This window comes from Nocardioides conyzicola, assembly GCF_039543825.1.
Taxonomy (GTDB): Bacteria; Actinomycetota; Actinomycetes; order Propionibacteriales; family Nocardioidaceae; genus Nocardioides; species Nocardioides conyzicola.
This window is the reverse complement of the sequence record NZ_BAABKM010000001.1, coordinates 98,190-123,423: the sequence shown is the minus strand read 5'-3', so window position 1 is coordinate 123,423 and position 25,234 is coordinate 98,190. Positions and strand designations below refer to the sequence as shown.

Genomic DNA, 25,234 nt, shown 5'->3' with positions numbered 1-25,234 from the left:
TCGCTGACACCTCAGGACCACGAGTAGGACCACGACTTGTTCGCCACACTTTCCGACCGGCTCGCCGACACCTTCAAGAACCTCCGCGGGAAGGGCCGGCTCTCCGAGGCCGACATCGACGCCACCGCGCGCGAGATCCGCATCGCGCTGCTCGAGGCGGACGTCGCGCTGCCGGTCGTCAAGGAGTTCGTCGGCGCGGTCAAGGAGCGCGCGCGCGGCGAGGAGGTCAGCGGTGCGCTGAACCCCGCCCAGCAGGTCGTCAAGATCGTCAACGAGGAGCTCGTCGCCATCCTCGGCGGTGAGACCCGGCGGCTGCGCTACGCCAAGACCGGCCCGACCGTCATCATGCTCGCCGGCCTCCAGGGCGCCGGCAAGACGACGTTGGCCGCCAAGCTCGCGCTGTGGCTCAAGGAGCAGGGCAAGAGCCCGCTCCTGGTCGCGGCCGACCTCCAGCGCCCCAACGCCGTCAACCAGCTCCAGGTCAACGGCGAGCGCGTCGGGGTCAAGGTCTTCGCACCCGAGCCGGGCAACGGCGTCGGCAACCCGGTCACGGTCGCCCGCGACGCCGTCGAGGAGGCCAAGCGGACGCTGCACGACGTCGTCATCGTCGACACCGCGGGCCGCCTCGGTGTGGACGCCGAGCTGATGAAGCAGGCCGCCGACATCCGCGACGCCGTCCAGCCCGACGAGGTGCTGTTCGTCGTCGACGCGATGATCGGCCAGGACGCCGTCAGCACGGCGCAGGCCTTCCTCGACGGCGTCGGGTACGACGGCGTGGTGCTCACCAAGCTCGACGGTGACGCCCGCGGCGGTGCCGCCCTGTCGATCGCCTCGATCACCGGCAAGCCGGTCATGTTCGCCTCCAACGGCGAGAAGATGTCCGACTTCGACCTCTTCCACCCCGACCGGATGGCCTCGCGCATCCTCGACATGGGCGACATGCTCACCCTGATCGAGCAGGCCGAGAAGACGTTCGACGCCGACGCCGCGGCGAAGGCCGCCGCCAAGCTGACGGGGCAGGGCGGCGAGTTCACCCTCGATGACTTCCTCGAGCAGATGCAGCAGGTCCGCAAGCTCGGCTCGATGTCCAAGATCATGGGGATGCTCCCCGGGATGGGGCAGTTCCGCGACCAGCTCGAGAACTTCGACGACCGCGAGATCGACCGGATCCAGGCGGTCATCCAGTCGATGACCCCCGCCGAGCGGGCCAACCCCAAGATGATCGACGGCTCCCGCCGGCTCCGGATCGCCCGCGGCTCGGGGCGGCAGGTCTCCGACGTCAACCAGCTCGTCGACCGGTTCTTCGAGGCCCGCAAGATGATGCAGTCGATGGCCAAGGGCGGCGGGATGCCCGGCATGCCGGGCATGCCCGGCATGGGTGGTCCCAAGCGCGCGAAGGCCAAGCCCCAGGCCAAGAAGGCGAAGGGCGCCAAGCGCTCCGGCAACCCCGCCAAGGCCGCCCAGGAGGCCGCCGCGGCCAAGCAGAAGGCCGCCGCCAGCCCCGCCAACCCCTTCGGCACCCCCGCCGGCGCCGAGCCCGTCGACTACGAGCAGGCCGCGGCCGCGCTGAACCTGCCGAAGGACTTCTCGAAGTACCTCAAGTGACCGCGCACCGGTCCGCCACTCGTGGGTAGTGATAGAACGGCGAGGGACGACGTCGTCCTGGGAACTCGAGGGAGCCACTGATGCCTGCAGCAACGCGGATCGTGACGGGATGCGCGGGCCTCGTCCTCGGGCTCGTCGCAGCGATGGTGCCAGGCGGCGCGTGGGCAGCGGACCGCGGGCACATCACCGGGACGGTGATCGGCGCGGATGACGCACCGCTCGCCGGCGTGACTGTGACCGCGTACACCTGGAACGACTTCGGCACCCAGCTCCTGGGACCGGTGGTTGTGACCTCGGTGCAGACCGACGCCTCCGGGGCCTACGACGTCAGCAACCTGCTCACGGACTCCTACGCGGGCGCCGACCACCGTGACTACTACCTCCGGTTCTCCGACGGTGTCCATGCGTTCGAGTACTACGACAACGCGACCCGCATCACGGTCAGCGGTGGCGGGCCGACGGACGCGGTCGCGATCCACGTCCCCTACGGCACGACCGTCTCGGGCATGGACGTCCAGCTCGGTCCGGCATCTCACGTCACCGGGGCCGTGACCGATTCGGACGGGGCGGCTCTGGCCGGCGCGGAGGTGACGGCGTACTCGTGGATGACGGAGGGCACGACGGAGCACACCCCGTGGGGCGGTGGTGACGAGCGGTTCAGCTGGCAGGCCGTGACCACGGTCGCGGCCGACGCCTCCGGGGCCTACGACCTCGGCGGTCTCGCGGCAGGCGCCTACCGGATCAGCGCACATGATCCGTCCGGTGCCCTCGACGACGAGTACTTCGGCGGTGCGTCGTCCGTGGACCAGGCCGACAGCGTCACGGTGGGTGCCGGCGGCACGGCAGCGGGTGCGGACATCCAGCTGGGGCATCAGCTGCCGCCGCCCACGACCATGCCGCAACACCTCACGCTCCGCGTCGGCGCTCTCCGGCATCGCAGTCGGCTGTTTCTCAACGTCAATCCCAACCGAGCCTCCGGGTCCTGGAAGTTCCGCGTGCAGCGTCGGGCCATGTCGGGGGCCTGGCACACCCGCCCGGGTGTTCTCCACACGCGGGGACGAGCCGAGACCCGCACCCTCGACCTGCCGCGCGGCACCTACAGGGTCGTGCTCGCCCATCAGGGCGGCCGACTGGGTGCGGTGTCGGCTCCGGTGCGACTGCAGCGGTGACATCGGTCCTCATCGTCGACGGCGCCAACGTCGTGGGCAGCCGCCCGGACGGGTGGTGGAAGGACCGCGCCGGTGCGGCCCGGCGCCTGCACGAGGGGCTGCTGGTCGCGGACACGCCGTACGACGAGGTGGTGCTGGTCCTCGAGGGCCAGGCCAAGGGCGGGGTCAAGGCGGGGCGTGACGGCCACGTGCGCACCGTCCACGCGAAGGGCGCCGGCGACGACACGATCGTCGAGCAGGCCCGGGTCGCGGCCGCTCGCGGCGACCGGGTCGTGGTGGTGACCGCCGACCGGTTCCTGCAGGCCCGGGTCGGGGGAGTGGGCGCCCAGGCGCTCAGCCCGTCCTGGCTGCTCGACCAGCTCTGACTGCGCCCTTTCGCGTCGAGTGACGCGAGATCGCCCTCGGACAAACCTGAAAAGGGCCGTTTCGCGTCACTCGACGACCTCGGCGGCAGCCGAGCACTCAGCCCGCGGCCACCCGCGCGATCGCGAGCGACACCGCGCCGACGACCTCGGCCCGGTCGCCGAGCTCGCCGGCGACCACGCGTACGGCCGCGGCGGTGTCGGGCTGGGCGTAGCGGTCCACCGCGGCGCGGACCCCCGCCGCGAGGGAGGTCGACGTGCCCAGCGAGCCGCCCAGGACGATCGCCTCGGGGTTGAGGCTGTTGCACAGGTCGGCGAGGGCGCGGCCGACGGACCGACCGGCGTCGCTGAGCACCCGTCGTACGCCGGCGTCCCCGGCGTCGTCGAGGTCGAGCACGCTCTCCACGGTGAGCTCCTCGTCGTACGCCGGCTGCAGCAGCGCCACCAGCCGCGGCGCGGAGACGGCGGTCTCGAGGCAGCCGCGGTTGCCGCAGCGGCAGACCTGGCCGTCCTCGCCCACCTGGACGTGGCCGATCTCGCCGGCGATGCCGGTGGCGCCGCGGTGGAGTCGGCCGCCGAGGACGATGCCGGCGCCCAGGCCGCTCGCGACCTTCACGTAGAGGACGTCGGCGATGCCGCGGGCGGCACCGTGACCGAGCTCGGCGAGCGCGCCGAGGTTGGCGTCGTTGTCGGCGAAGACGGGGGCGTCGAGCCGGCGGTGGAGCTCGTCGCCGGGGGAGAGGTGACGCCAGCCCGGCATGATCCCGGTGCGGATCCGGGCCGAACGCCGGTCGAGCGGCGCCGGCACGCACATGCCGACGGCGTGCAGGTCGCTGCGCGCGATCCCGGCCGCGGCCAGCCCGTCGCGGACCATCCGGGCGGCGCGGTCCAGCGCGTCCACGCCGTGCTCGTCGACGTCGAGGACGTCGCTCTCCTCGGCGAGGACGGCGCCACCGCGGTCCGCCACCGCGACGCGGACGTGCCCGTGGCCGATGTCGACCCCGGCGACCACGCCGTGCGGCGTGCTCAGTGCGACCAGGAGCGGTGGCCGCCCGCTGCCGCCCTTGTGAGGTCGGCCGCGGTCGGCGGTCTCGACGATGTCGCCGCTGCCGATCAGGTCGGTGACCAGGCTCGAGATGGTGGTCCGGGAGAGACCGGTGCCACGGGCCAGGTCCGCCCGGCTCATCGGTCCCTCGCCGGCCAGCAGCCCGGTGATCGCCCGGCGGTGCGCCTCGCGCAGGCGCTCCAGCGCCCCGGTCGTGACCATCGGGCGAGCGTAGAGCCATTCATCCGGGAAGTGAACAAACAAGACGCCCGTCACCGTTCTTTACGCATTGACCCGGACGAACGTCGGTTCCTAACGTGACGGGCGTCACCCCACCCTTGATCTCGGCAAGGAGAAGGCATGTCCAGCAACCCCTCTTCACGGCGGCGGAGCTCACTGCTCGCCGTGCTCGCGGGCGGCGCCCTCGCCGTCACGCTCCTCCAACCGTCGTCCCCGGCAGCAGGCGATGACCCGCTGCCCTACCAGGACCCGTCCCTCCCGACCGCCCAGCGCGTCGACGACCTGCTCGGCCGCATGACGCTGGCCGAGAAGATCGGCCAGATGACCCAGGCCGAGCGCATCGACGTCGACGCCGACCCGTCGCTCATCACCACCAACGCCCTCGGCAGCGTGCTCTCCGGCGGCGGCTCCGTGCCCACGCCCAACACGCCGGCGGCCTGGGCCGACATGGTCGACCGCTACCAGCAGGCCGCGCTCGCCACCCGGCTCGGCATCCCGCTCATCTACGGCGTCGACTCCGTGCACGGCCACGGCAACCTCCAGGGCGCGACGGTCTTCCCGCACAACATCGGCCTGGGCGCGACCCGCGACCCCAAGCTGGTCGAGAAGATCGGCCACATCACCGCCGAGGAGACCCGCGCGTCCGGTCCGCAGTGGGCGTTCGCGCCCTGCATCTGCGTCGCCCGCGACGACCGCTGGGGCCGTACCTACGAGAGCTTCGGCGAGTCGCCCGCTCTGGTGCGGTCGATGGAGACCGTCATCGACGGGCTCCAGGGCAAGAAGGGCCAGCTCGACCACGCCGACCGCGTCCTCGCCAGCGCCAAGCACTTCGCCGGCGACGGACTCACGGCGTACGACGAGGCAGCGGCCGGCACCGGCGCCTACCCGATCGACCAGGGCATCGACAAGGTCAGCCGCAAGCAGTTCAAGAAGCTCGCGCTGGCGCCGTACGTCCCGGCGGTCAAGGAGCACCGCGTCGGCTCGGTGATGCCGTCCTTCTCCAGTGTCGACTGGACCGACGACGGGCTCGGCAACCCGGTCAAGATGCACGCGAACAAGCAGCTGATCACCGGTTGGCTCAAGAACCAGCAGCACTTCAAGGGCTTCGTCATCTCCGACTGGCGGGCGATCCGCCAGCTGCCCGGCGACTACCGCGCCCAGGTCAAGGCCTCCGTGCTGGCCGGCGTCGACATGTTCATGGAGCCGATCCAGGCGCCCAACAACCCGAGCGGCTGGGACGAGTTCATCCCGACGCTGACCGACCTGGTCGGCGACGGCGAGGTCCCGGTGAGTCGCATCGACGACGCGGTCGCCCGGATCCTGAAGGCGAAGTTCGACCTCGGGCTCTTCGAGCACCCGCTCACCGACCGGACCCACATCGGTGACATCGGCAGCAAGGCGCACCGTGCGGTCGCCCGGCAGGCGGTCGCGGAGAGCCAGGTGCTGCTGCGCAACAAGCAGCGCACGCTCCCGCTCAAGCCCAAGAACAAGGTGTACGTCGCGGGCAGCAACGCCGACAACATCGGCAACCAGACCGCGGGCTGGACGCTGACCTGGCAGGGTGGCTCGACCAACGTGGTGCCCGGCCGGACCATCCTCGACGGCATCGAGAAGGCCGCGAAGGGCGACGTCACCTACAGCGAGAAGGCCACCGCGCGCATCCCGCGCAAGGCGGTCGGTGTGGTGGTCGTGGGCGAGACGCCGTACGCCGAGGGCTTCGGCGACGTCGGCGGCCCGCAGTGGGCCTACGACCCCGGCGACGCCGGGGTGCCGCGGCAGAAGCAGACCATGGAGATCAGCACCGCCGACAAGCAGGCGATCCGCACGGTCTGCGCGCGTACGACGTCCTGCACGGTGCTGGTCGTCTCGGGGCGTCCGCTCATCGTCCCGCCGGGACTGCTCCGCCAGATCGACGCGCTCGTTGCGTCGTGGCTGCCGGGCAGCGAGGGCGGCGGCGTCGCCGACGTGCTCTACGGGCGCAGCCCGTTCGTCGGCAAGCTGCCCGTCACCTGGCCCCGCACCATCGCCCAGGAGCCGATCAACGTCGGGGACAAGAAGTACGACCCGCTCTACTCCTACGGGTTCGGCCTGAGCACGCGCTAGGGCGGTACCGTCCGGGAACATGGCTGCTCCCGTACTGAAGTTCTCCGGTCCGGTGCTCCCCGACGGCGAACGGCGTGAGCTGTTCGTCGTCGGGGACACGGTCACCTACGAGCCGGTCGCCGGCGCCGAGCGCGCCGTCGACGGCTGGATCGTCCCCGGTCTGGTCGACGCCCACTGCCACCTCGGCCTCGGCGAGGAGGGTGCGGTCAGCGACGAGGAGACCGAGCAGCAGGCGGTCGAGGACCGCGACGGCGGCACCCTGCTGATCCGCGACTGCGGATCGCCGGCCGACACCCGCTGGGTCCAGGAGCGCGACGACCTGCCGCGGCTGATCCGCGCCGGGCGCCACATCGCGCGCACCAGGCGCTACCTGCGCAACTACGCCGACGAGGTCGAGCCGGCCGGTCTCGTCGAGGCCGTCGCCGAGCAGGCGCAGCGCGGCGACGGCTGGGTCAAGCTCGTGGGGGACTGGATCTCCCGCGACGACGGCGACCTCACGCCGTCCTTCCCGGCGGCCGACTTCGCCGAGGCGATCCGGGTCGCCCACGAGCACGGCGCGAAGGTCACCGCCCACTGCTTCGGCCGCGACGTGTTGACCGGCCTGCTCGAGGCGGGCATCGACTGCATCGAGCACGGCACCGGGCTCGCGGAGGAGCACCTCGAGCTGATGGCCGAGCGCGGCGTCGCGCTGGTGCCGACGGTGATGCAGACCGAGAAGTTCCCCGAGTACGCGTGGTCGAGCCGCGAGCGCTTCCCGGCGTACTCGCGCACCATGACCGACCTCTTCGTCCACCGTCGCGACACCCTGATGGCGGCGTACGACGCGGGGGTGCCGCTCTACGCCGGCTCGGACAACGGCGGGGTCAGCCGCCACGGCAACCTCGCCGGCGAGGTGATCGGGCTCGCGGCGATGGGGCTCCCACGGGAGTACGCCCTCGGCGCGGCGTCCTGGCGGGCCCGTGAGTGGCTGGGCTGGAACGCCGGCCTGACCGAGGGAGCGCCCGCCGACTTCGTGGTCTACGACTCCGACCCGCTCGCGGACCTCTCGGTCCTGCTCCGGCCCGCCTGCGTCGTCCTGCGCGGCGTCGTGGTCGCCTGAGGTCGGCCGGTCACACGCCCACGGCGTACTTCACCACGGCCCTGTTCCGCCGGACCAGCTCGGTGGCCACGACGTCGCCGGTACGCCGGTCGACGGTGCTCCGCCAGATCTCGTTGCTGCGCCGCACGAGCCCGTCGTCGCCGCGCTCGAACCGCTCCTCCCGCGCCTCGACCGAGTAGGACACCGGCAGCTCCCGGTCGGCACGGAGCTCGCCGCGCAGGTGCCGCTCGCCGACCCAGGTGCGCAGCTGGAACGTCGTTGCCGTGTCGTTGCGGACCACCAGGTCGACGTAGTTGTAGGCGATCGAGCAGCCGACTCCCCACGGCAGCACCCGGCCGTTGTCGGGGAACGGGTCGAAGCTGTGCTCGGAGCGCTCGACCACGGTGAGCGGCGAGTGCAGGACCATCCAGTGCAGGAGGTTGGCGAGCTGGCAGATGCCGCCGCCGACGCCGGGCACGGCCGCGCCGTCCGAGAGCCGCATGCCCTCGACGTACCCCTTCCGGCGGGTGCAGTTGCCGACCACCTTGTTGAAGGAGAAGGTCTGTCCCGGCCCGATCACCAGCCGGTCGACCCGGGGAGCGGCGATCCGCAGGTTCACGACCTTGTTGTGCTGCAGCACCATCTCCGCGCCCGCCAGCTCGCGCAGCAGCAGCGAGCCGTGCCGCTGGAGCCGCACGGGCAGCTCGTCAGGAGCGCGGTACGTCGCCCAGTCGGTGTCGCCCAGCAGCCACTGCGCCCGGCGGGTGGCGCGGTGGGCGAGCACGGCAGCCGGGCGCAGCCGCGGGTGCCGTTGGGAGAGGGTCATGCCGGTGGGACGCCGCCGGCGGGCCGTTGGTTGTGGTCAGCCCTTCGGCCTCGCCGGCCGCGAGGCCCAGAGGACCCCGGTCACGATCAGGGTCACCAGGCCGAGGAGGCCGAGCAGGCCTGGGACCGCGACGGTGGCGATGATGCCGCCGACGAACCCGCCGATGCTGGGTGCCGGGCCGATCTCGACCTCGTCTCCCGCAGCACACGTGACGTCGAGCCTCCCGGAGCCCGGGTCGAAGCGGTACGCCGCCGTCCAGTGGTCCTCGTTGAGGTCCTTGGTCATGTGGCTGGTGACCACGCGCAGGTCGACCTGGTCGCCGGTCGTGGTGTCCACGACGGCGCACTCCGGATCCGCGACCGCCGTGTCCCGCCACAGCACCCGGTCGCCGTCGGTGCCGACGGTGACGGTGTGGGTCCTGCCGTCCGCCGGCACCGTCGCGTCGGTCGAGAAGAACGCCGAGAGGGTCCAGACGAACAGCCCGACCGCGGCCGCGACGGCGGCGACGACCAGCGCGGCCCCGACGACGAACCACCATCCGCTCGGCCGATACTTGGGCGGCGACGGAGACGCGCCTGGCGGGTAGCCGGACGGGACCGGGTACGACGGCGGTGGCTGGCTCATGGTCACGACTCTGCCCGATTTTTCCACCGGGCGCCCCGTCTGGCAGACTTGGCCGCTGAGTCCTGCGCGCCCGGACCCTCTCACCCGAGCGTCGCAGAGCCCATCGAAGGAACCGGCCGGTGCTTTCCCCACCTGGTCCCGGAGACTTCCTCACCACACTTATTCCTGAGGAGACACCACAAACGTGGCCGTCAAGATCCGTTTGAAGCGCCTGGGCAAGGTCCGGGTCCCGCAGTACCGCATCGTCGTCGTCGACTCCCGCAAGAAGCGCGACGGCAAGGTCATCGAGGAGATCGGCAAGTACCACCCCAAGGAGGACCCGTCGTACATCGCGGTCACCTCCGACCGGGTCCAGTACTGGCTCGGTGTCGGCGCACAGCCGTCCGACGCCGTCGCCAAGATCCTCACCATCACCGGTGACTGGCAGACCTTCAAGGGCATGTCCGGCACCGAGGGCACCCTGAAGCACGCCGCCGAGAAGCCGAGCAAGGTGGACCTCTTCAACGAGGCCCTCAAGGACGCCGCCAGCGCACCCAAGGGTGACGCGGTGACCAAGAAGGCCCCGAAGAAGAAGGCCGAGGAGAAGCCCGCCGAGGAGACCCCGGCAGCGGAGGAGACTCCCGCCGCGGAGACCCCGGCCGCCGAGGAGACCCCCGCCGAGGCGCCCGCCGCCGAGGCCGCTCCGGCTGCGGCCGAGGAGACCCCTGAGGTCGCCGAGGCCGACGCCGAGAAGACCGAGTCCTGACCGCCATGCTCGCCGAGGCGCTCGAGCACCTGGTGCGTGGTGTCGTCGAACACCCCGACGACGTGGTCGTGCGTGAGAAGGACCTGCGTCGCGGCTCGATCCTCGAGGTGCGCGTGCACCCCGATGACCTGGGCAAGGTCATCGGGCGAGCCGGTCGCACCGCGACGGCGTTCCGCACTGTGATCTCCGCCCTGGCGGGACGCGGCGGGGCCCGGATCGACTTCGTCGACGTGGACCGTCGTCGCTGAGTCCTAGGACCGCTTGAATGGGTGTCGCCCTCCGGGGCGACACCCGTTCGGCATTTCGAGAGGGAGATCGTGGACAGCACCGACGTGGTCGTGGGCCGCATCGGCAAGGCACACGGCCTGCGCGGCGACGTGACCATCAACGTCCGCACCGACGAGCCGGACCGGCGGTTCGCGCCCGGCTCCGTGCTGGGCGTCGAGGCACCGTCGGGATCCGCGTCGACCCTGCGGACCGTCACTGTCGCGAGCTCCCGCTGGCACTCGTCGGTGCTGCTGGTCCGCTTCGAGGAGGTCCCGGACCGCACCGCCGCCGAGGCGGCGCGCGGCCTCCTGCTGCACGCCTCGATCCCGGCCGACGAGTCACCCGAGGACCCGGACGAGTTCTACGACCACCAGCTGGTCGGGCTCACGGCGTACGACCTGGAGGGCGTGGTGCTGGGCGAGGTCACCGGACTGGTCCACGGTGGCGCGCAGGACCTGCTCGCGATCCGGACGCCGGACCGCCGCGACACGCTGGTGCCGTTCGTGAAGGCACTGGTGCCCGAGGTTGACGTCGCCGGTGGCCGCGTGGTCGTCGCCGACCGTCCCGGCCTGGTCGCTCCGCTCGAGGACGACTGACCGTGTCGACCGGCCTGCGGATCGACGTCGTCACGATCTTCCCGGACTACCTCGCCCCGCTCGAGCTCTCGCTCGCGGGCAAGGCGCGGGACAAGGGGCTGATCGACATCCGCGTGCACGACCTGCGGCAGTGGGCGCACGACCGCCACCACACCGTCGACGACACGCCGTACGGCGGCGGCGCCGGCATGGTGATGAAGCCGGAGCCGTGGGGGGAGGCGTTCGACGCCCTCCTCGACCACGAGGGCGACGACCGGCCGACCGTCGTCTTCACGACCCCGTCGGGGCAGCCGTTCACCCAGGCCGTCGCCCGTGAGCTGGCGGGCAAGGAGCGGATCGTCTTCGCGTGCGGCCGCTACGAGGGCATCGACCAGCGGGTGATCGACGAGGTCGCGACGCGGGCGGAGGTCCGCGAGATCTCGCTCGGCGACTACGTGCTCAACGGTGGTGAGGTGGCCGCGCTGGCGATCACCGAGGCGGTCGTCCGCCTGGTGCCGGGGTTCATGGGCAACGCCTCGTCGCTGGTCGAGGAGTCCCACGAGGACGGGTTGCTCGAGTACCCCGTCTTCACCAAGCCGTCGTCGTGGCGCGGGCTCGAGGTGCCGCCGGTGCTGCTGTCGGGCGACCACGCCGCGATCGCCGCCTGGCGGCGCGACCAGGCGGTCCGGCGTACGGCGGAGCGACGACCCGACCTGGTGTCCGCACCCTCGCTGTTCGACGACCTGGAGATCCGGCCGGCCCTGCTCGCCGACGCCGCGGAGCTCCACGTGCTGCAGCTCGCCTGCTGGGTGCAGGTCCAGCACGAGAACCCCGGCGTCCACGTCGCCGCCCTGCACGAGTCGCTCGACGACGTCCGCTCGTGGATCGGGACCCACACCGTGCTGGTCGTCCGCTCCGCCGGGCGCCTGGTGGGCGCGGTCCGCGGCATCCGGCACGAGGACGTCTGGGACATCGGCCGCCTGATGGTCGCCCCGGACCTCGAGGGGCGCGGCCTGGGCCGTGAGCTGCTGGGTCGGATGGAGGCCCTGGCACCCGCCGGCGCGACGTCGTACTGGCTCTTCACCGGGGCCAGGAGCGAGCGCAACCTGCGGATGTACAAGAAGGCCGGCTACCGCGTGATGGGGGCGTACGACGAGCCGGGCGCGGTGGTCCTGCAGAAGCCGATCCGCCGCGGCTGACGGATTAGCAGGCCCGCGGACCGCTGTGGCAGACTTGCTCCTTGGTCCTATTGGTCAAACAGGGATCGCCCCGAGGAGCTCTCCGAGGGGGATCCGCTCCGGCTCCTGTCACAGGGGGAGTCCGGCGCCGCCGACCGGCATCGTTGGACCCGCCACTGCACCACATCCCCGTACCGCGGCTGACCTGTGACACTCGCGAGGAGAGAACACCATGACGAACGTCATCGCCGATCTCGGCAACTCGATCAAGCGCACCGACCTCCCCGCCTTCCGCGCCGGCGACACCGTCAAGGTGCACGTGAAGGTCGTCGAGGGCAACCGGTCCCGCATCCAGGTCTTCCAGGGTGTCGTCATCCGCATCCACGGTGCCGGCGTCGGCCGCACCTTCACCGTCCGCAAGGTCTCCTTCGGCGTCGGTGTCGAGCGCACCTTCCCGCTCAACTCCCCGATCTTCGAGCAGATCGAGATCGTCACCCGCGGTGACGTCCGCCGCGCGAAGCTCTACTACCTGCGCAACCTCCGCGGCAAGAAGGCGAAGATCAAGGAGCGCCGCGAGCTCTGAGCTCAGGCTCGCTCGTTACGCTCTCCGCGTGACTCCTGAAGACCGCGACCCGCAGCCCGTCGATCCGGACGAGCAGGGGTCGCGGTCTTCTCACGTTCCCGACCCCGACGACACCGGCGAGGCTGGTCCTTCACCCATGAGCACCACCGAACCCACGACGGACGCTCCGGCGCCGGATCCCGGCAAGCCCGACAAGCCGGTCAAGAAGGAGAAGAAGCACCTGCCGGTCTGGCAGGAGACGATCCTCCTCCTCGGCATCGCCCTGGTGCTCGCCATCGTGATCAAGGCGCTCTTCGTCCAGGCGTTCTACATCCCGTCGGAGTCGATGGAGCCCGGCCTGGTCAAGAACGACCGGATCCTGGTCGAGAAGCCCTCGTACTGGTTCGACGGACCCGAGCGCGGCGACATCGTGGTCTTCAAGGACCCGGGCGGCTGGCTCGACGGCGAGGAGGCCGCCGGCCCGACCAGCCCCGTCGCCAAGGTGCTCTCCAAGATCGGGCTCTACCCGACCGGCGGGCACCTGGTGAAGCGGGTGATCGGCGTCGAGGGCGACGTGATCAAGTGCTGCGACGACAAGGGCCGCCTGACCGTCAACGGCAAGGCGCTGAACGAGAAGGGGTACGCCCGCCTCGGCGGCGCGACCTGCTACGGCCCGATGGTCACCGACTGCAACCAGGACTGGGAGGTCGGTCCCGTCCCGAAGGGCCAGATCTTCGTGATGGGCGACAACCGCAACAACTCGGCGGACTCGTCGTACCACATGTGCCAGCCCAAGGCGACGGACTGCACCAAGAACCCGTACGTCGACGTGGACGACGTCGTCGGCAAGGTGTTCGTGCTGCTCTGGCCGAGCGACCGGTTCAAGACCATCCACCGTCCCGACACCTTCGCGGACGTCCCCGACGCCAAGTAGGTCCTGGTCGTGAGCGCGCTGCCACGGGGAGCCACGGTCCGCAAGGACGCCGGGCTCTACGGCTACGAGCGCGCCCTGCGGCGGCACGGGATCGAGCCGATCGCCGGCGTCGACGAGGCCGGCCGCGGCGCGTGCGCCGGCCCGCTGGTGGCGGGTGCGGCGATCCTGCCGGCCGGCAAGGCCGGAATCATCCCGGGCCTGGCCGACTCCAAGCTGCTCACCGAGAAGGCCCGGGAGCGCTGCTACGCCCACATCGTCCAGCGCGCCGTCGCCTGGTCGGTGGTCGCGATCTCGCACGAGGAGTGCGACCGGCTCGGCATGCACGTGGCCAACATCGAGGCGCTGCGCCGAGCCGTCGCACTGCTGGACCTGCCGCCGGCGTACGTGCTCACCGACGGGTTCCCGGTCGACGGGCTCGGCGTGCCCGGGCTGGCCGTGTGGAAGGGCGACCGCGTGGCGGCCTGCATCTCCGCGGCGTCGGTGATCGCGAAGGTCACCCGCGACCGGATCATGACCGACCTGGACGCCGACTGGCCTGCGTACGACTTCAAGACCCACAAGGGCTACATCACCGACGTCCACACCGCGGCGCTGATCGAGCACGGGCCGTCGCCGGTGCACCGGATGCGGTTCGTGAACGTCCGGCGTGCCGCGGGCCTGGAGCCCTTGGCGCCCGAGGCCGCGGAGATAGAGTCGGCCTCGTGAGCGCCGAGGACCTCGAGAAGTACGAGACCGAGATGGAGCTGACGCTCTACCGCGAGTACCGCGACGTCGTCGGCATCTTCAAGTACGTCGTGGAGACCGACCGTCGGTTCTACCTGTGCAACCAGGTGGACGTGAAGGCGCGCACCGAGGCCGGCGACGTGTTCTTCGAGGTCTCGATGAGCGACGCATGGGTGTGGGACATGTACCGCCCCGCCCGGTTCGCCAAGAACGTGAAGGTGCTGACCTTCAAGGACGTCAACGTCGAGGAGCTCAGCCCGACGGAGATCGACCTCCCCAAGACCTGATCTGGGGGCCAACGGACCGCTTTTCGTCCACAGGCGCGCTCCAGACCCCGTGATCCACAGGCACGCCCCCGTGCCCTCCTGAGCGTCCCCGCCGACCGCGAGGGTGGTGGTCAGGAGGTCTCGGGATGACGAGTTCGGCAACGGTGAAGCAGGCCCTGGGTGCGTACGGCGAGCGGCGAGCTGCGGAGCTGCTCCAGGCGGCGGGCATGGTGGTGCTCGACCGCAACTGGCGCTGCGCCGTCGGCGAGATCGACCTGGTGCTGCGCGACGGTGACGTGCTCGTCGTGTGCGAGGTCAAGACGCGCACCAGCGTCGACCACGGCACCCCCCACGAGGCGGTCGGTGCCGACAAGCTCGACCGGCTGCGCCGCCTCGGCGTCGCCTGGCAGGTGGCTCACGGGCTGAGCGTGCCCGACGTCCGGGTCGACCTCGTCGCGGTGCTGCGCCCGCGCCGCGGACCGTCCCTGATCGAGCACGTGCGGGGGATCGGCTGATGCCGGTCGCGACGACGCACGCGGTCTCCCTCAACGGCGCCGTCGGTCATCTCGTCGACGTGCAGTCCGACGTGTCGCCGGGCCAGGCCGGCCTGACCCTGGTGGGCCGACCCGACTCCATGCTCCACGAGGCGCCCGACCGGTGCCGGATGGCCATCGTCAACAGCGGGCTGACCTGGCCGGCCACCAAGCGGATCACGGTCCTGCTCTCCCCGGCCGACCTGCTGAAGCGCGGGACCCACTTCGACCTGGCGGTCGCCGTGTCCGTGCTCGCCGCCGACGGCGCCGTCCCGACGGACGCCCTCGAAGCGACGGCGTTCGTCGGCGAGCTCACCCTCGACGGCAACCTGCGCGCGGTCGCCGGTGCCCTCCCGATGGTGCTGGCGGCGTCGGAGCGCGGCGTGCGCCGGGTCTTCGTGCCGGAGCCGCAGGCGCGCGAGGCCGCGATGGTCCCGGACATGGAGGTCTTCGGGATGCGGTCGCTGGCCCAGGTGGTCGCGGAGCTCCGCGGCGAGGAGGTGCCCGAGGCGCCGCCGGTCGCGCCGATGTCGGGTGCGCGGCTGCTCAGCTGGCAGGGGGAGGACCGGCTCGAGGAGACCGACATGTCCGACCTGCTCGGCATGGAGGACGTTCGCTTCGCGGTCGAGGTCGCGGCGGCCGGCGGGCACCACCTGCTGCTGTCGGGTCCCAAGGGATCGGGCAAGACGAGCGTCGCCGAGCGGATCCCGGGGCTCCTGCCCGACCTGACCCGGTCGGAGTCGTTGGAGCTCACCGCGGTCCACTCGCTCGCCGGCGTCCTCGATCCCAGCAGCGGGATGCTGGTCCGGCCGCCGTTCTCCGCGCCGCACCACGACGCCAGCAAGGCCAGCATCATCGGCGGCGGCAGCGGTGCCGTCCGGCCGGGCGAGGTGAGTCGCGCCCACGCCGGAGTGCTCTTCCTCGACGAGTTCCCGCTCTTCAGGTCCGACGTGATCGAGGCGCTTCGGCAGCCGCTCGAGAGCGGCGACGTCACCATCGCCCGCCAGGAGGAGTCGGTGACGCTGCCCGCCCGCGGCATGGTCGTGCTCGCGTGCAACCCGTGCCCCTGCGGCGACTGGACCAAGGACCAGCGCACCAGCCGGTGCCAGTGCGCTCCCCGAGCGGTCCGGGACTACCAGCTCCGGGTCACCGGGCCGGTGGCCGACCGGGTCGACATCACGCGCAACCTGCGCGCCCTCCGACGCACCGACCGGCCGGACCCGCTCGCGCTGCCGGAGTCGTCGGCTGCCATCCGTGCCCGCGTCGAGGATGCTCGGCTGCGCCAGGCCGACCGTTTCGCGCGGGAGAGCTGGCGCCTCAACGCGCACGCACCCGGTCCGGCACTCCGGGACCGATGGCCGCTGCCACCCCCAGGTCAGCAGCTCATCGACGAGCAGGTCTACAGCGGCGTCATCTCGCGACGCGGGGCGACCCGGGTGCACCGGGTGGCCTGGACGGTCGCCGACCTGCGCCGACTACCGGCGCCGGGGGTCGCCGAGGTGGAGACCGCGCTGCGCCTGCGCACCGGCGACGCGCTGCTGGTGAAGATGCTGGAGCGGGCGTCGTGACCGACAGCGACCGGCTGGCCCGCATCACCCTCGGCCGGATCGTGGAGCCTGGCCGGCTCTCGATGCTGGGCGCGGTGACCGAGGTCGGGGCGCTCACCGTCCTGGACTCGCTGCGGGACGAGCCGGAGACCAGGTCCCGCGTGCTGCAGGCGGAGGTCGACGCCCAGCGCGATCTCGAGAGCGCGACCCGCGCGGGTCTCCGGTTCGTCGTGCCCGGCGACGCGGAGTGGCCGGCTGGCCTCGACGACCTCGCACACGCGGGTCCGGTGCAGGAGCGCGGCGGTGTCCCGCTCGGCCTGTGGGTGCGCGGACCGCTTCGTCTCGACGCGCTGGCCGGGTCCGTCGCGATCGTCGGGTCCCGGGCCGCCACGACCTACGGCACCGACCTCGCGCGCGAGATCGCCGCGGACGTCGCGGAGGCCGGTCGCGTGGTGGTCTCCGGCGCGGCCTACGGGATCGACCAGGCCGCCCACCGCGGCGCGGTCTCGGTCGGTGCCCCGACCGTCGCGGTGCTCGCCTGCGGGGCCGACAGCGTCTACCCGCCACGCCACGCCGACCTGCTCGCCCACATCGCGGCCGAGGGCGCGGTGGTGTCCGAGACGGTGCCGGGCGGCGCTGCGATGCGGGTGCGGTTCCTGACGCGCAACCGGCTGATCGCGGCGCTCACGGGCGGGACCGTCGTGGTCGAGGCGGCGGTGCGCAGCGGTGCGCTCAACACCGCCAACTGGGCGGCACGGCTCAACCGGCACCTGATGGGGGTCCCGGGTCCGGTCACGAGCGCGCCCTCGGCCGGCGTGCACCAGCTGATCCGGACGGGCGCCGCGAGCCTGGTCACCTCCGGCCCCGAGGTCCTGGAGGTGCTCGGCGCAGCCGGCGAGCACCTGCTCGAGCGGCCTCGCGGCCGGGACCGGCCGCGCGACGCACTGACGGACAGGCAGCGGCTCGTGCTCGACGCGGTGCCGGTCGCCCGCGGCGCCACCTCGGCCTCGATCGCCCGCGTCATCGGGCTCGGCGCCGACGCCACGCACACGGCACTGCTGGAGCTCGAGGTCCGGGGGATGGTGGAAGGAGGTGTGGACGGCTGGCGGCTCGCCGCGCTCGCTCATGACTGAGGCGGGTGGTGGTTCCTAGAGTGGAGGCGTGACGGAGCAGGCCGAGGAGGTCGACGAGTCCGGGGCGACCGACGCGCTGCCGGAGGCGATGGCGGGCGTGCTGGCGGCCTACGACCGCCACCTCGCGATCGAGCGCGACCTCACGCCGCACACGGTGCGGGCCTACCTGGCCGACGTGGCGGGCCTGCTCGACCACGCCGCCCGGCTGGGCGACACCGACGTCACCCAGCTGGACCTGCGCACGCTGCGCAGCTGGCTCGCGAAGCAGCAGACCATGGGGCGTTCCCGCACCACCATCGCCCGGCGGGCGACCGCGGCGCGGGTGTTCACCGCCTGGCTGACCCGCACCGGCCGGATCCCGACCGACGTCGGGGCGAGCCTCGGCTCGCCCAAGGCGCACAAGTCCCTGCCGCCGGTGCTGCGCGCGGACGAGGCGGCCGACCTGATCCGGGCGGCGACCGAGCACGCCGACGACGGCAGCCCGACCGGACTCCGGGACATCGCGATGCTGGAGCTGCTCTACGCGACCGGCATCCGGGTCGGCGAGCTGGTCGGCCTCGATGTCGACGACGTGGACCGTGAGCGCAACGTCATCCGGGTCTTCGGCAAGGGCCGCAAGGAGCGGACCGTGCCGTTCGGCCGGCCGGCCGCCCGCGCGGTCGACTTCTGGGTGCGACACGGCCGTCCACCGCTCGCGGTCGAGGGCTCGGGTGCGGCCCTCTTTCTCGGCACCCGGGGCAAGCGGATCGACCAGCGGGCGGTCCGGACGATGGTGCACCGCCGCATCGCCGAGGTCCCCGGTGCGCCGGACATCGGCCCGCACGGGCTGCGCCACACCGCCGCCACCCACCTGCTCGAGGGCGGCGCCGACCTGCGCTCGGTCCAGGAGCTGCTCGGTCACGCGTCCCTGGCCACGACCCAGCTCTACACGCACGTCACCACGGACCGGCTGCGTCGGGCCTACCAGCAGGCCCACCCACGGGCCTAGCCCCGCACCAGCTCCAGCGGCGTCCGCCAGCCGGCATAGGCGGGCCGCGCGACCGGCGGCCCGGTCGTCACGGGTGCGTCGACCCACAGCGGCAGCAGGCGCACCGGCCCGGCGCCCACGAGACGGAGCGGGTCGAGGTAGGTCTCGCCCTCGAGCCACCCCCAGTGCAGGCAGGCGCGCAGGAGGCAGTGGGTGCCGGCCAGCTCGAGGATCCCGATCCGGTCGCCCGCACCCACGGTCGAGCCCAGCGACACCGTGGCGTCGACCGGCTCGTACGTCGTCCGCGTCCCGCCGTGGTCGACCACCACCACACCGCGCCCCGCCAGCACGCCCACCCACGACACCCGGCCGGGCAGCGCCGCCCGGACCGGCTGCCCGACGGTGCCGAGCAGGTCGACGCCGCGGTGGCCGGCGCCCCACGGGTCGTCGGGCGGGTCGAAGCCGTGCACCACCTCGGGCTCCGGTGCCAGCGGCCAGACGCCGACCGGGTCGGTCTCCGCGGACGCGGCCGCCGGCAGGGCGACCAGGGCCGCGAGGACGAGGGTGACGAGCGCGAGACGTGGTGTCATGGGGCGAGCGTGCCGCGAGATCCCGGCGGGCCGCGTCGAGTGCGTGGCGGCCTGGGGAAACGGGTGTCCGGCAGCCGCTTGTGGACGGTTCCTGGCAATTTCCCCCCGCGGGCGCCCGTGGACTACTCTGGTCGCTGCAACCCGCAAGGGTTGACTTCGCACGCTCGCAGACCGCGACGGGACCTGGCACTCCGAGGACCCGACCACCCGTGGGCGCGACCCTCAGTTCTTCTCACGAAGATCGGGCCGCGCGCAGGCGTCAGGGCCGCCGGCACCCGCCGGAGGCAGCAACTGAGAACACAACAGGAGCACGCTCCGGTCCGTCCTGGCTCAAGGACGGGCGTCACGGTGTGCGCTCCGCTCACAGGAGACATTTCAATGGCAGTCGTCACCATGCGCCAGCTTCTCGAGAGCGGCGTCCACTTCGGGCACCAGACCCGTCGCTGGAACCCCAAGATGAAGCGCTTCATCATGACCGAGCGCAACGGCATCTACATCATCGACCTGCAGCAGTCGCTGGCCTACATCGACCGCTCCTACGCCTTCATCAAGGACGTCGTCGCCAAGGGCGGCACCGTGATGTTCGTCGGCACCAAGAAGCAGGCCCAGGAGGCGATCGCCGAGCAGGCGACCCGCGTCGGGATGCCCTACGTCAACCAGCGCTGGCTCGGTGGCATGCTCACCAACTTCCAGACGGTGCACCAGCGGATCAACCGCCTCAAGGAGCTCGACGAGATCGACTTCGACGACGTGGCCGGCAGCAGCCGCACGAAGAAGGAGCTGCTCCAGATGCGCCGCGAGCGGGACAAGCTCAACAAGTCCCTCGGCGGTATCCGCGAGATGAGCCGGACGCCGTCCGCCGTCTGGATCGTCGACACCAACAAGGAGCACCTCGCCGTCGAGGAGGCGCGCAAGCTGCGCATCCCGATCATCGGCATCCTGGACTCCAACTGCGACCCGGACCTGGTCGACTACCCGATCCCGGGCAACGACGACGCGATCCGCGCGGTCGGCCTGCTGACCCGCGTCGTCGCCGACGCCGTGGCCGAGGGCCTGATCGCCCGCTCCGGCGCCAAGGCGTCCGAGGGCACCGAGGCCGTGGGCGCCGAGGAGCCGCTGCCCGAGTGGGAGCGCGAGCTCCTGGGTGGCGAGGCCGAGGCTGCCGCCGTCGAGGCGACCGGTGGCGACACCGCCACGGAGGAGACCCCGGCCGCCGCGTCGACCGGTGCCGCTTCCGAGGCCGCTGAGGCCGTCGAGGCCACCGAGGCTGTCACCGAGGCCCCCGTCGCTCCCGAGGCCACCGAGGCCGTTGCGGAGGCGCCCGTCGAGGCCGCCGCCGAGACGACCGACGCCCAGGCCTGAGCACCACTCACCACACTTCGGATACTTCGAGGAAGAAGGATCATGTCTAACTTCTCCGCAGCCGACGTCAAGAAGCTCCGTGAGCTCACTGGCGCCGGCATGATGGACTGCAAGAAGGCGCTCGACGAGGCGGACGGCGACTTCGACCAGGCCGTCGAGATCCTCCGCGTCAAGGGCGCCGCCAAGGCGGCCAACCGCGCCGCCGAGCGCGAGGCCTCCGCCGGTCTCGTCGCGCACGCCCCCGGCGTGCTCGTCGAGCTCAAGTGCGAGACCGACTTCGTGGCCAAGGGCGAGGACTTCATCGTCGCCGCCCAGAAGATCGCGGACGCTGCTGCGGAGGCCAAGCCGGCCGACGTCGACGCGCTTCGTGCGGTCTCCGTGGGTGACCAGACCGTGGGCGAGGTCGTCGACGGCCTCGCGGTCTCGATCGGCGAGAAGATCGAGCTCGGCCAGTACGTCTACTTCGACGGCCCGGTCGTGGCCTACATGCACAAGCGTGCCGCCGACCTGCCGCCCGCCGTGGGCGTGCTCGTGGCGTACGACGGCAACGCCGACGCCGCGCGCGCCGCTGCGATGCAGATCGCCGCGATGCGTCCGAAGTACCTCACCCGCGACGAGGTCCCCGCGGACGTCGTCGCGCACGAGCGGGACATCGCCGAGAAGACCTCCCGTGAGGAGGGCAAGCCCGAGCAGGCGATCGCCAAGATCACCGAGGGTCGCCTCAACGGGTTCTTCAAGGACGTCGTGCTGCTCGAGCAGCCGTCGGTCACCGAGAACAAGAAGTCCGTCAAGGCCGTCATGGACGAGGCCGGCACCACCCTCAAGCGGTTCGCCCGCTTCGAGGTCGGCGCGTAAGCGGATAGGTTTCTGCCAGACGTACGACGAGGAGGCCGGTTCGATGACAGCACCACTGATCATCGGACCGGCCTTCTCGCGTCCCCGGCCTCGCCGCCGGGGCACCCATGCCATCCGAAGGAGCCGCCCGTGACGGGTTACAAGCGAGTCCTGCTCAAGCTTTCCGGTGAGGTCTTCGGTGGTGGCAACGTGGGGATCGACCCCGACGTCGTCCAGAAGGTCGCGCAGGAGATCGCGGCCGTCGTCGAGGCGGGCGTGCAGATCGCGGTCGTGACCGGTGGCGGCAACTTCTTCCGCGGCGCCGAGCTCCAGCAGCGCGGCATGGACCGGGTCCGGGCCGACTACATGGGCATGCTCGGCATCGTCATGAACTGCCTGGCGCTCCAGGACTTCCTGGAGAAGATGGGCGTCGAGACCCGCGTCCAGACCGCCATCACCATGGGCCAGGTCGCCGAGCCCTACATCCCGCGTCGCGCCATCCGCCACATGGAGAAGGGCCGGGTCGTCATCTTCGGTGCCGGCATGGGCATGCCCTTCTTCTCCACCGACACGGTGGCCGTCCAGCGGGCGCTCGAGAGCAAGTGCGACGTCGTGCTGGTCGCGAAGAGCGGGGTGGACGGCGTCTACAGCGCCGACCCCAAGCTCGACCCGACGGCCACCAAGTACGACGAGCTGACGTACGCCGAGGCGATCGCCCAGGGCCTGCGGATCATGGACCAGACGGCCTTCGCCCTCTGCGGCGAGAACAAGCTGCCCATGGTCGTCTTCGGGATGGAGCCCGAGGGCAACATCCTGCGCGTCGTCCAGGGTGAGAAGATCGGCACGCTCGTCAGCGCAGGCTGACAGCACCACGACATTGAAGGAGCAGCGGTGATCAACGACATCCTCAACGAGGCCGACGGCAAGATGGCCAAGTCGGTCGAGTCGACGCGCGAGGAGTTCTCGGCGATCCGGGCCGGTCGGGCGCAGCCCAGCATGTTCAGCAAGATCATGGTCGACTACTACGGCACCCCGACCCCGCTGCAGCAGCTCGCGTCCTTCACCGCCCCCGAGGCGCGGATCATCCTGATCCAGCCGTACGACGTGGGCGCGATGGGCAACATCGAGCGGGCCATCCGCGACTCCGACCTCGGCGTCAACCCGTCCAACGACGGCAAGGTGCTGCGCTGCAACTTCCCGGAGCTGACCGAGGACCGCCGCAAGGAGTACGTCAAGGTCGCCCGGGCCAAGGCCGAGGACGGCCGGGTCGCCGTGCGCAACCTGCGTCGTACGGCCAAGCAGGGCCTGGAGAAGCTCGAGAAGGACGGCGAGGTCGGCAAGGACGACGTCACCGGCGCCGAGAAGCGGCTCGACGGCATCACCAAGAAGCACACCGACGCCATCGACGAGCTGCTCAAGAGCAAGGAGGCCGAGCTGCTCGAGGTCTGAGCGGATCGGCAACTGATGAGCGATACCACCACGCCGGCGATCAAGGACCACGGTCGCGCCGGCCGGGACCTTCCCGCCGCCCTCACCTCCGCCTTCGTCCTGGTGGCCGCGATCCTGCTGTCGCTGCTCTTCTGGAAGACGGCGTTCATGGTGATCGTCGCCATCGCGGTCGTGGTCGCGATCTGGGAGCTGCAGCGCGGCTTCGGCGCCAAGGGCATCGACCTGCCCGAGCAGCCGCTGATGCTCGGTGGCGTCGTCATGGTCGTCGTCGCGTACTTCTGGGGCGCTCCGGCGCTGGTGACCGCCACGGCCGTCGCCGCCCTGATGACGATGCTCTGGCTGCTGCGCCGGGGGATCGACGGCTACGTCCAGAACGCCACGGCCTCCGTCTTCAGCCTGATCTACGTGCCGTTCCTCGGCTCGTTCGTCGCGCTCCTGCTCGCGGAGGGCGGCGGCGTCAACGCCCACGGCCTCGACGACCCGGGCGTGCAGGGCATCATCGCGTTCATCGCGATCACCGTCGCCTCCGACACCGGGGGGTACGTCGCCGGGGTGCTGTTCGGCAAGCACCCGATGGCCCCGGTCATCTCGCCGAAGAAGTCCTGGGAGGGCTTCGCCGGGTCGGTCGTCTTCTGCCTCGTGGCCGGCTGGGCGCTGGTCGTCTACCTGCTCGACGGCGACTGGTGGGTCGGCCTCGCGCTGGGCCTGATCGCGGTCGTGATGGCCACGCTCGGCGACCTGTGCGAGTCGGTGATCAAGCGCGACCTGGGCATCAAGGACATGAGCCAGGTGATCCCCGGCCACGGCGGCCTGATGGACCGGCTCGACTCCCTGCTCGCGACGGTCGCGCCGATCTGGCTGCTGCTCCACTACGCGGTCTTCACGTGACCGAGTCGTCCGCCTGACACGCGCCCATAGACGGTGGTACGGCGGACGACCCGTCTAGCATCGAGGCGATGACGACCGAGCAGGAGACCGACCCCACCGGTCCGAGCGAGCCGGCCCCGGAGCGGCAGCCGGACTGGTGGCACCGCGACCACCCGACCTTCGTGTCGCTCACCGGGTTCTTCACCGGGCTGGCGTTCGTGGTCCTGGTGCCCGGCGCGTTCATCGCGCTGCTGCACGTCCTGGTCGACGACGACACGGCCGAGCAGCTGTTCCCGTTCGTGCTGGTGACGCTGGCGGTGCCGATCGGCCTGGTCATCGCGCCGCGCTCGCGACGCTTCGGCATCTACATGTTGATCGGGATGGTCGCCACGGCGCTGGTCGTCGGCGGCGTCGCCGCGCTCGTGCTCTGGTACATGATCACCCGCGAGGCCTGAGCCGAGCCTGCCCAAGAATCGCGTCCGGCGCGGGCGGGGTGGGAGAATCGTCCAGATGTCCGAGCGCACCCCCCTTCCCCTCGTCTTCGACGAGCCGCGTGGCCGCAAGAAGCCGCCGCCGCACCTCGCCGACCTCACCCCCGACGAACGGGTCGAGCGGCTCAAGGAGCTGGGCCTGCCGGGCTTCCGCGCCAAGCAGCTCTCCACCCACTACTTCGCGCGCCTGGTCGACGACCCGGCCGAGATGACCGACCTGCCGGCAAGCCAGCGCGACGAGCTGGTCGCCGGCCTGCTGCCCAGCCTGATGACGCCGCTGCGCACCATGGAGGCGGATCGCGGCACGACGCGCAAGACGCTCTGGAAGCTGTTCGACGGCGCGCTCGTCGAGTCGGTGCTGATGCGCTACCCCGATCGCGCCACGGTCTGCGTCTCGAGCCAGGCCGGCTGCGGCATGGCCTGCCCGTTCTGCGCCACCGGCCAGGGCGGCCTCGAGCGCAACATGTCCACCGCCGAGATCGTCGAGCAGGTCGTCGCCGGCGCCCGCTCGCTGGCGCGGGGTGAGGTGCCCGGGGGACCGGGACGCGTCTCCAACGTCGTGTTCATGGGCATGGGCGAGCCGATGGCCAACTACAAGGCCGTCATCGGCACCGTCCGGCGGCTCACCGACCCGACGCCCGACGGCCTCGGCATGAGCGCGCGCGGGATCACCGTGTCGACGGTCGGCCTGGTGCCGCGGATGCTGCAGCTGGCCGAGGAGGGCATCCCGGTCACGCTGGCACTCAGCCTGCACGCTCCGGACGACGAGCTGCGCAACGAGCTGGTGCCGATCAACACCCGCTACTCCGTCGACGAGACCGTCGACGCCGCCTGGAACTACGCGAAGGTCACCAAGCGCCGCGTCTCGATCGAGTACGCCATGATGCGCGGCATCAACGACCAGGCGTGGCGTGCGGACCTGCTCGCCGACGTCCTGCAGGCGCGGGGCGACTGGGGCTGGGTGCACGTCAACCTGATCCCGCTCAACCCGACGCCGGGGTCGAAGTGGACCGCCTCCGACCCGGCCGACGAGCGTGAGTTCGTGCGCCGGCTCGAGGCTAAGGGCATCTCGACCACCGTCCGCGACACCCGCGGTCGCGAGATCGACGGCGCCTGCGGCCAGCTCGCCGCGACCGAGTCCTGACCGGTCCCCGAGGGA

General features: G+C 71.5%; 27 protein-coding genes and 1 pseudogene. 24 read left to right on the top strand and 4 right to left on the bottom strand.

Features of this window, described 5'->3' with window-relative positions; all coding sequences use genetic code 11:
- Positions 1-36: 36 nt before the first annotated feature.
- From ffh to ABEA34_RS00600, 3 genes are all read left to right on the top strand, one after another.
- Positions 37-1,605: a signal recognition particle protein gene (gene ffh / locus ABEA34_RS00610; RefSeq protein WP_345518188.1), complete on the top strand. Its 1,569-nt coding sequence runs from the start codon at positions 37-39 to the stop codon at positions 1,603-1,605.
- 80 nt (positions 1,606-1,685) lie between these two features.
- Positions 1,686-2,774 (top strand): MSCRAMM family protein, encoded by a 1,089-nt coding sequence (locus tag ABEA34_RS00605; RefSeq protein ID WP_345518186.1) that lies wholly within the window; start codon positions 1,686-1,688, stop codon positions 2,772-2,774.
- Positions 2,771-3,139 (top strand): NYN domain-containing protein, encoded by a 369-nt coding sequence (locus ABEA34_RS00600; RefSeq protein ID WP_345518184.1) that lies wholly within the window; start codon positions 2,771-2,773, stop codon positions 3,137-3,139. Before ABEA34_RS00605 ends, ABEA34_RS00600 begins: the two co-directional genes overlap by 4 nt.
- A gap of 97 nt (positions 3,140-3,236) precedes the next feature.
- On the opposite strand, the gene ABEA34_RS00595 is transcribed toward ABEA34_RS00600, so the two are convergent.
- A complete protein-coding gene (locus tag ABEA34_RS00595) occupies positions 3,237-4,403 on the bottom strand; it encodes an ROK family transcriptional regulator (protein ID WP_345518182.1) in 1,167 nt (388 codons plus the stop codon).
- A gap of 138 nt (positions 4,404-4,541) precedes the next feature.
- On the opposite strand from ABEA34_RS00595, the gene ABEA34_RS00590 reads away from it, so the two are divergent.
- Together ABEA34_RS00590 and ABEA34_RS00585 are read left to right on the top strand one after the other, a co-directional pair.
- On the top strand, positions 4,542-6,524 hold the full coding sequence (locus tag ABEA34_RS00590; protein WP_345518180.1) for a glycoside hydrolase family 3 protein: 1,983 nt from the start codon (positions 4,542-4,544) through the stop codon (positions 6,522-6,524).
- Between the two features lie 19 nt (positions 6,525-6,543).
- Positions 6,544-7,623 carry an amidohydrolase family protein gene (locus tag ABEA34_RS00585; protein ID WP_345518178.1) on the top strand — a complete coding sequence of 360 codons (1,080 nt, stop codon included), beginning with the start codon at positions 6,544-6,546 and terminating at the stop codon, positions 7,621-7,623.
- 10 nt (positions 7,624-7,633) lie between these two features.
- On the opposite strand, the gene ABEA34_RS00580 is transcribed toward ABEA34_RS00585, so the two are convergent.
- Entirely contained in the window at positions 7,634-8,428 is a 795-nt protein-coding gene (locus ABEA34_RS00580; protein ID WP_345518176.1) for a VanW family protein, read from the bottom strand.
- A 36-nt stretch (positions 8,429-8,464) separates the two neighbouring features.
- On the bottom strand, positions 8,465-9,052 hold the full coding sequence (locus ABEA34_RS00575) for a hypothetical protein (protein WP_345518174.1): 588 nt from the start codon (positions 9,050-9,052) through the stop codon (positions 8,465-8,467).
- 184 nt (positions 9,053-9,236) lie between these two features.
- On the opposite strand from ABEA34_RS00575, the pseudogene rpsP reads away from it, so the two are divergent.
- The 12 genes and pseudogenes from rpsP to ABEA34_RS00515 form a co-directional block, all read left to right on the top strand.
- Positions 9,237-9,671: pseudogene (gene rpsP / locus ABEA34_RS00570) on the top strand (30S ribosomal protein S16); the annotation flags it as partial.
- Positions 9,672-9,802: 131 nt separating this feature from the next.
- A complete protein-coding gene (locus ABEA34_RS00565; RefSeq protein ID WP_345518170.1) occupies positions 9,803-10,045 on the top strand; it encodes an RNA-binding protein in 243 nt (80 codons plus the stop codon).
- 66 nt (positions 10,046-10,111) lie between these two features.
- The gene (rimM, locus tag ABEA34_RS00560) at positions 10,112-10,660 is read left to right on the top strand and encodes a ribosome maturation factor RimM (RefSeq protein ID WP_425576848.1); all 549 of its coding nucleotides are present in this window, start codon (positions 10,112-10,114) and stop codon (positions 10,658-10,660) included.
- A gap of 2 nt (positions 10,661-10,662) precedes the next feature.
- Positions 10,663-11,838 (top strand): tRNA (guanosine(37)-N1)-methyltransferase TrmD, encoded by a 1,176-nt coding sequence (gene trmD / locus ABEA34_RS00555; RefSeq protein WP_345518166.1) that lies wholly within the window; start codon positions 10,663-10,665, stop codon positions 11,836-11,838.
- A 211-nt stretch (positions 11,839-12,049) separates the two neighbouring features.
- Positions 12,050-12,400: a 50S ribosomal protein L19 gene (gene rplS / locus ABEA34_RS00550; protein WP_345518164.1), complete on the top strand. Its 351-nt coding sequence runs from the start codon at positions 12,050-12,052 to the stop codon at positions 12,398-12,400.
- A gap of 136 nt (positions 12,401-12,536) precedes the next feature.
- A complete protein-coding gene (gene lepB / locus ABEA34_RS00545; RefSeq protein ID WP_345518162.1) occupies positions 12,537-13,313 on the top strand; it encodes a signal peptidase I in 777 nt (258 codons plus the stop codon).
- Positions 13,314-13,322: 9 nt separating this feature from the next.
- Entirely contained in the window at positions 13,323-14,018 is a 696-nt protein-coding gene (locus ABEA34_RS00540) for a ribonuclease HII (protein WP_345518160.1), read from the top strand.
- On the top strand, positions 14,015-14,323 hold the full coding sequence (locus tag ABEA34_RS00535; protein WP_345518158.1) for a DUF2469 domain-containing protein: 309 nt from the start codon (positions 14,015-14,017) through the stop codon (positions 14,321-14,323). The genes ABEA34_RS00540 and ABEA34_RS00535 overlap by 4 nt, the downstream gene beginning before the upstream one ends.
- A 125-nt stretch (positions 14,324-14,448) precedes the next feature.
- Positions 14,449-14,817, top strand: a complete 369-nt coding sequence (locus ABEA34_RS00530) for a YraN family protein (RefSeq protein WP_345518152.1) — start codon at positions 14,449-14,451, stop codon at positions 14,815-14,817.
- Entirely contained in the window at positions 14,817-16,403 is a 1,587-nt protein-coding gene (locus ABEA34_RS00525; protein WP_345518150.1) for a YifB family Mg chelatase-like AAA ATPase, read from the top strand. Before ABEA34_RS00530 ends, ABEA34_RS00525 begins: the two co-directional genes overlap by 1 nt.
- Complete coding sequence (gene dprA, locus ABEA34_RS00520) at positions 16,400-17,515, top strand: DNA-processing protein DprA (RefSeq protein ID WP_345518148.1); 1,116 nt, start codon at positions 16,400-16,402, stop codon at positions 17,513-17,515. The genes ABEA34_RS00525 and dprA overlap by 4 nt, the downstream gene beginning before the upstream one ends.
- An 88-nt stretch (positions 17,516-17,603) precedes the next feature.
- Complete coding sequence (locus ABEA34_RS00515) at positions 17,604-18,503, top strand: tyrosine recombinase XerC (protein WP_345519101.1); 900 nt, start codon at positions 17,604-17,606, stop codon at positions 18,501-18,503.
- Here ABEA34_RS00515 and ABEA34_RS00510 read toward each other — a convergent pair.
- Positions 18,500-19,072 carry a M23 family metallopeptidase gene (locus tag ABEA34_RS00510; protein ID WP_345518146.1) on the bottom strand — a complete coding sequence of 191 codons (573 nt, stop codon included), beginning with the start codon at positions 19,070-19,072 and terminating at the stop codon, positions 18,500-18,502. The two genes, ABEA34_RS00515 and ABEA34_RS00510, sit on opposite strands and share 4 nt — an antisense overlap.
- Positions 19,073-19,450: 378 nt before the next feature.
- Here ABEA34_RS00510 and rpsB point away from each other — a divergent pair, with 378 nt between their 5' ends.
- The 7 genes from rpsB (at position 19,451) to rlmN (ending at position 25,219) form a co-directional block, all read left to right on the top strand.
- Entirely contained in the window at positions 19,451-20,434 is a 984-nt protein-coding gene (gene rpsB / locus ABEA34_RS00505; protein WP_345518144.1) for a 30S ribosomal protein S2, read from the top strand.
- Between the two features lie 42 nt (positions 20,435-20,476).
- Positions 20,477-21,289 carry a translation elongation factor Ts gene (gene tsf, locus ABEA34_RS00500; RefSeq protein ID WP_345518142.1) on the top strand — a complete coding sequence of 271 codons (813 nt, stop codon included), beginning with the start codon at positions 20,477-20,479 and terminating at the stop codon, positions 21,287-21,289.
- Positions 21,290-21,418: 129 nt separating this feature from the next.
- Positions 21,419-22,132: a UMP kinase gene (pyrH, locus tag ABEA34_RS00495; protein ID WP_345518140.1), complete on the top strand. Its 714-nt coding sequence runs from the start codon at positions 21,419-21,421 to the stop codon at positions 22,130-22,132.
- Between the two features lie 30 nt (positions 22,133-22,162).
- A complete protein-coding gene (gene frr / locus ABEA34_RS00490) occupies positions 22,163-22,717 on the top strand; it encodes a ribosome recycling factor (protein ID WP_345519099.1) in 555 nt (184 codons plus the stop codon).
- Between the two features lie 15 nt (positions 22,718-22,732).
- Positions 22,733-23,605 carry a phosphatidate cytidylyltransferase gene (locus ABEA34_RS00485; RefSeq protein ID WP_345518138.1) on the top strand — a complete coding sequence of 291 codons (873 nt, stop codon included), beginning with the start codon at positions 22,733-22,735 and terminating at the stop codon, positions 23,603-23,605.
- Between the two features lie 68 nt (positions 23,606-23,673).
- On the top strand, positions 23,674-24,039 hold the full coding sequence (locus ABEA34_RS00480; protein ID WP_345518136.1) for a hypothetical protein: 366 nt from the start codon (positions 23,674-23,676) through the stop codon (positions 24,037-24,039).
- Positions 24,040-24,094: 55 nt separating this feature from the next.
- Positions 24,095-25,219 (top strand): dual-specificity RNA methyltransferase RlmN, encoded by a 1,125-nt coding sequence (gene rlmN / locus ABEA34_RS00475; RefSeq protein ID WP_345518134.1) that lies wholly within the window; start codon positions 24,095-24,097, stop codon positions 25,217-25,219.
- Positions 25,220-25,234: the final 15 nt, after the last annotated feature.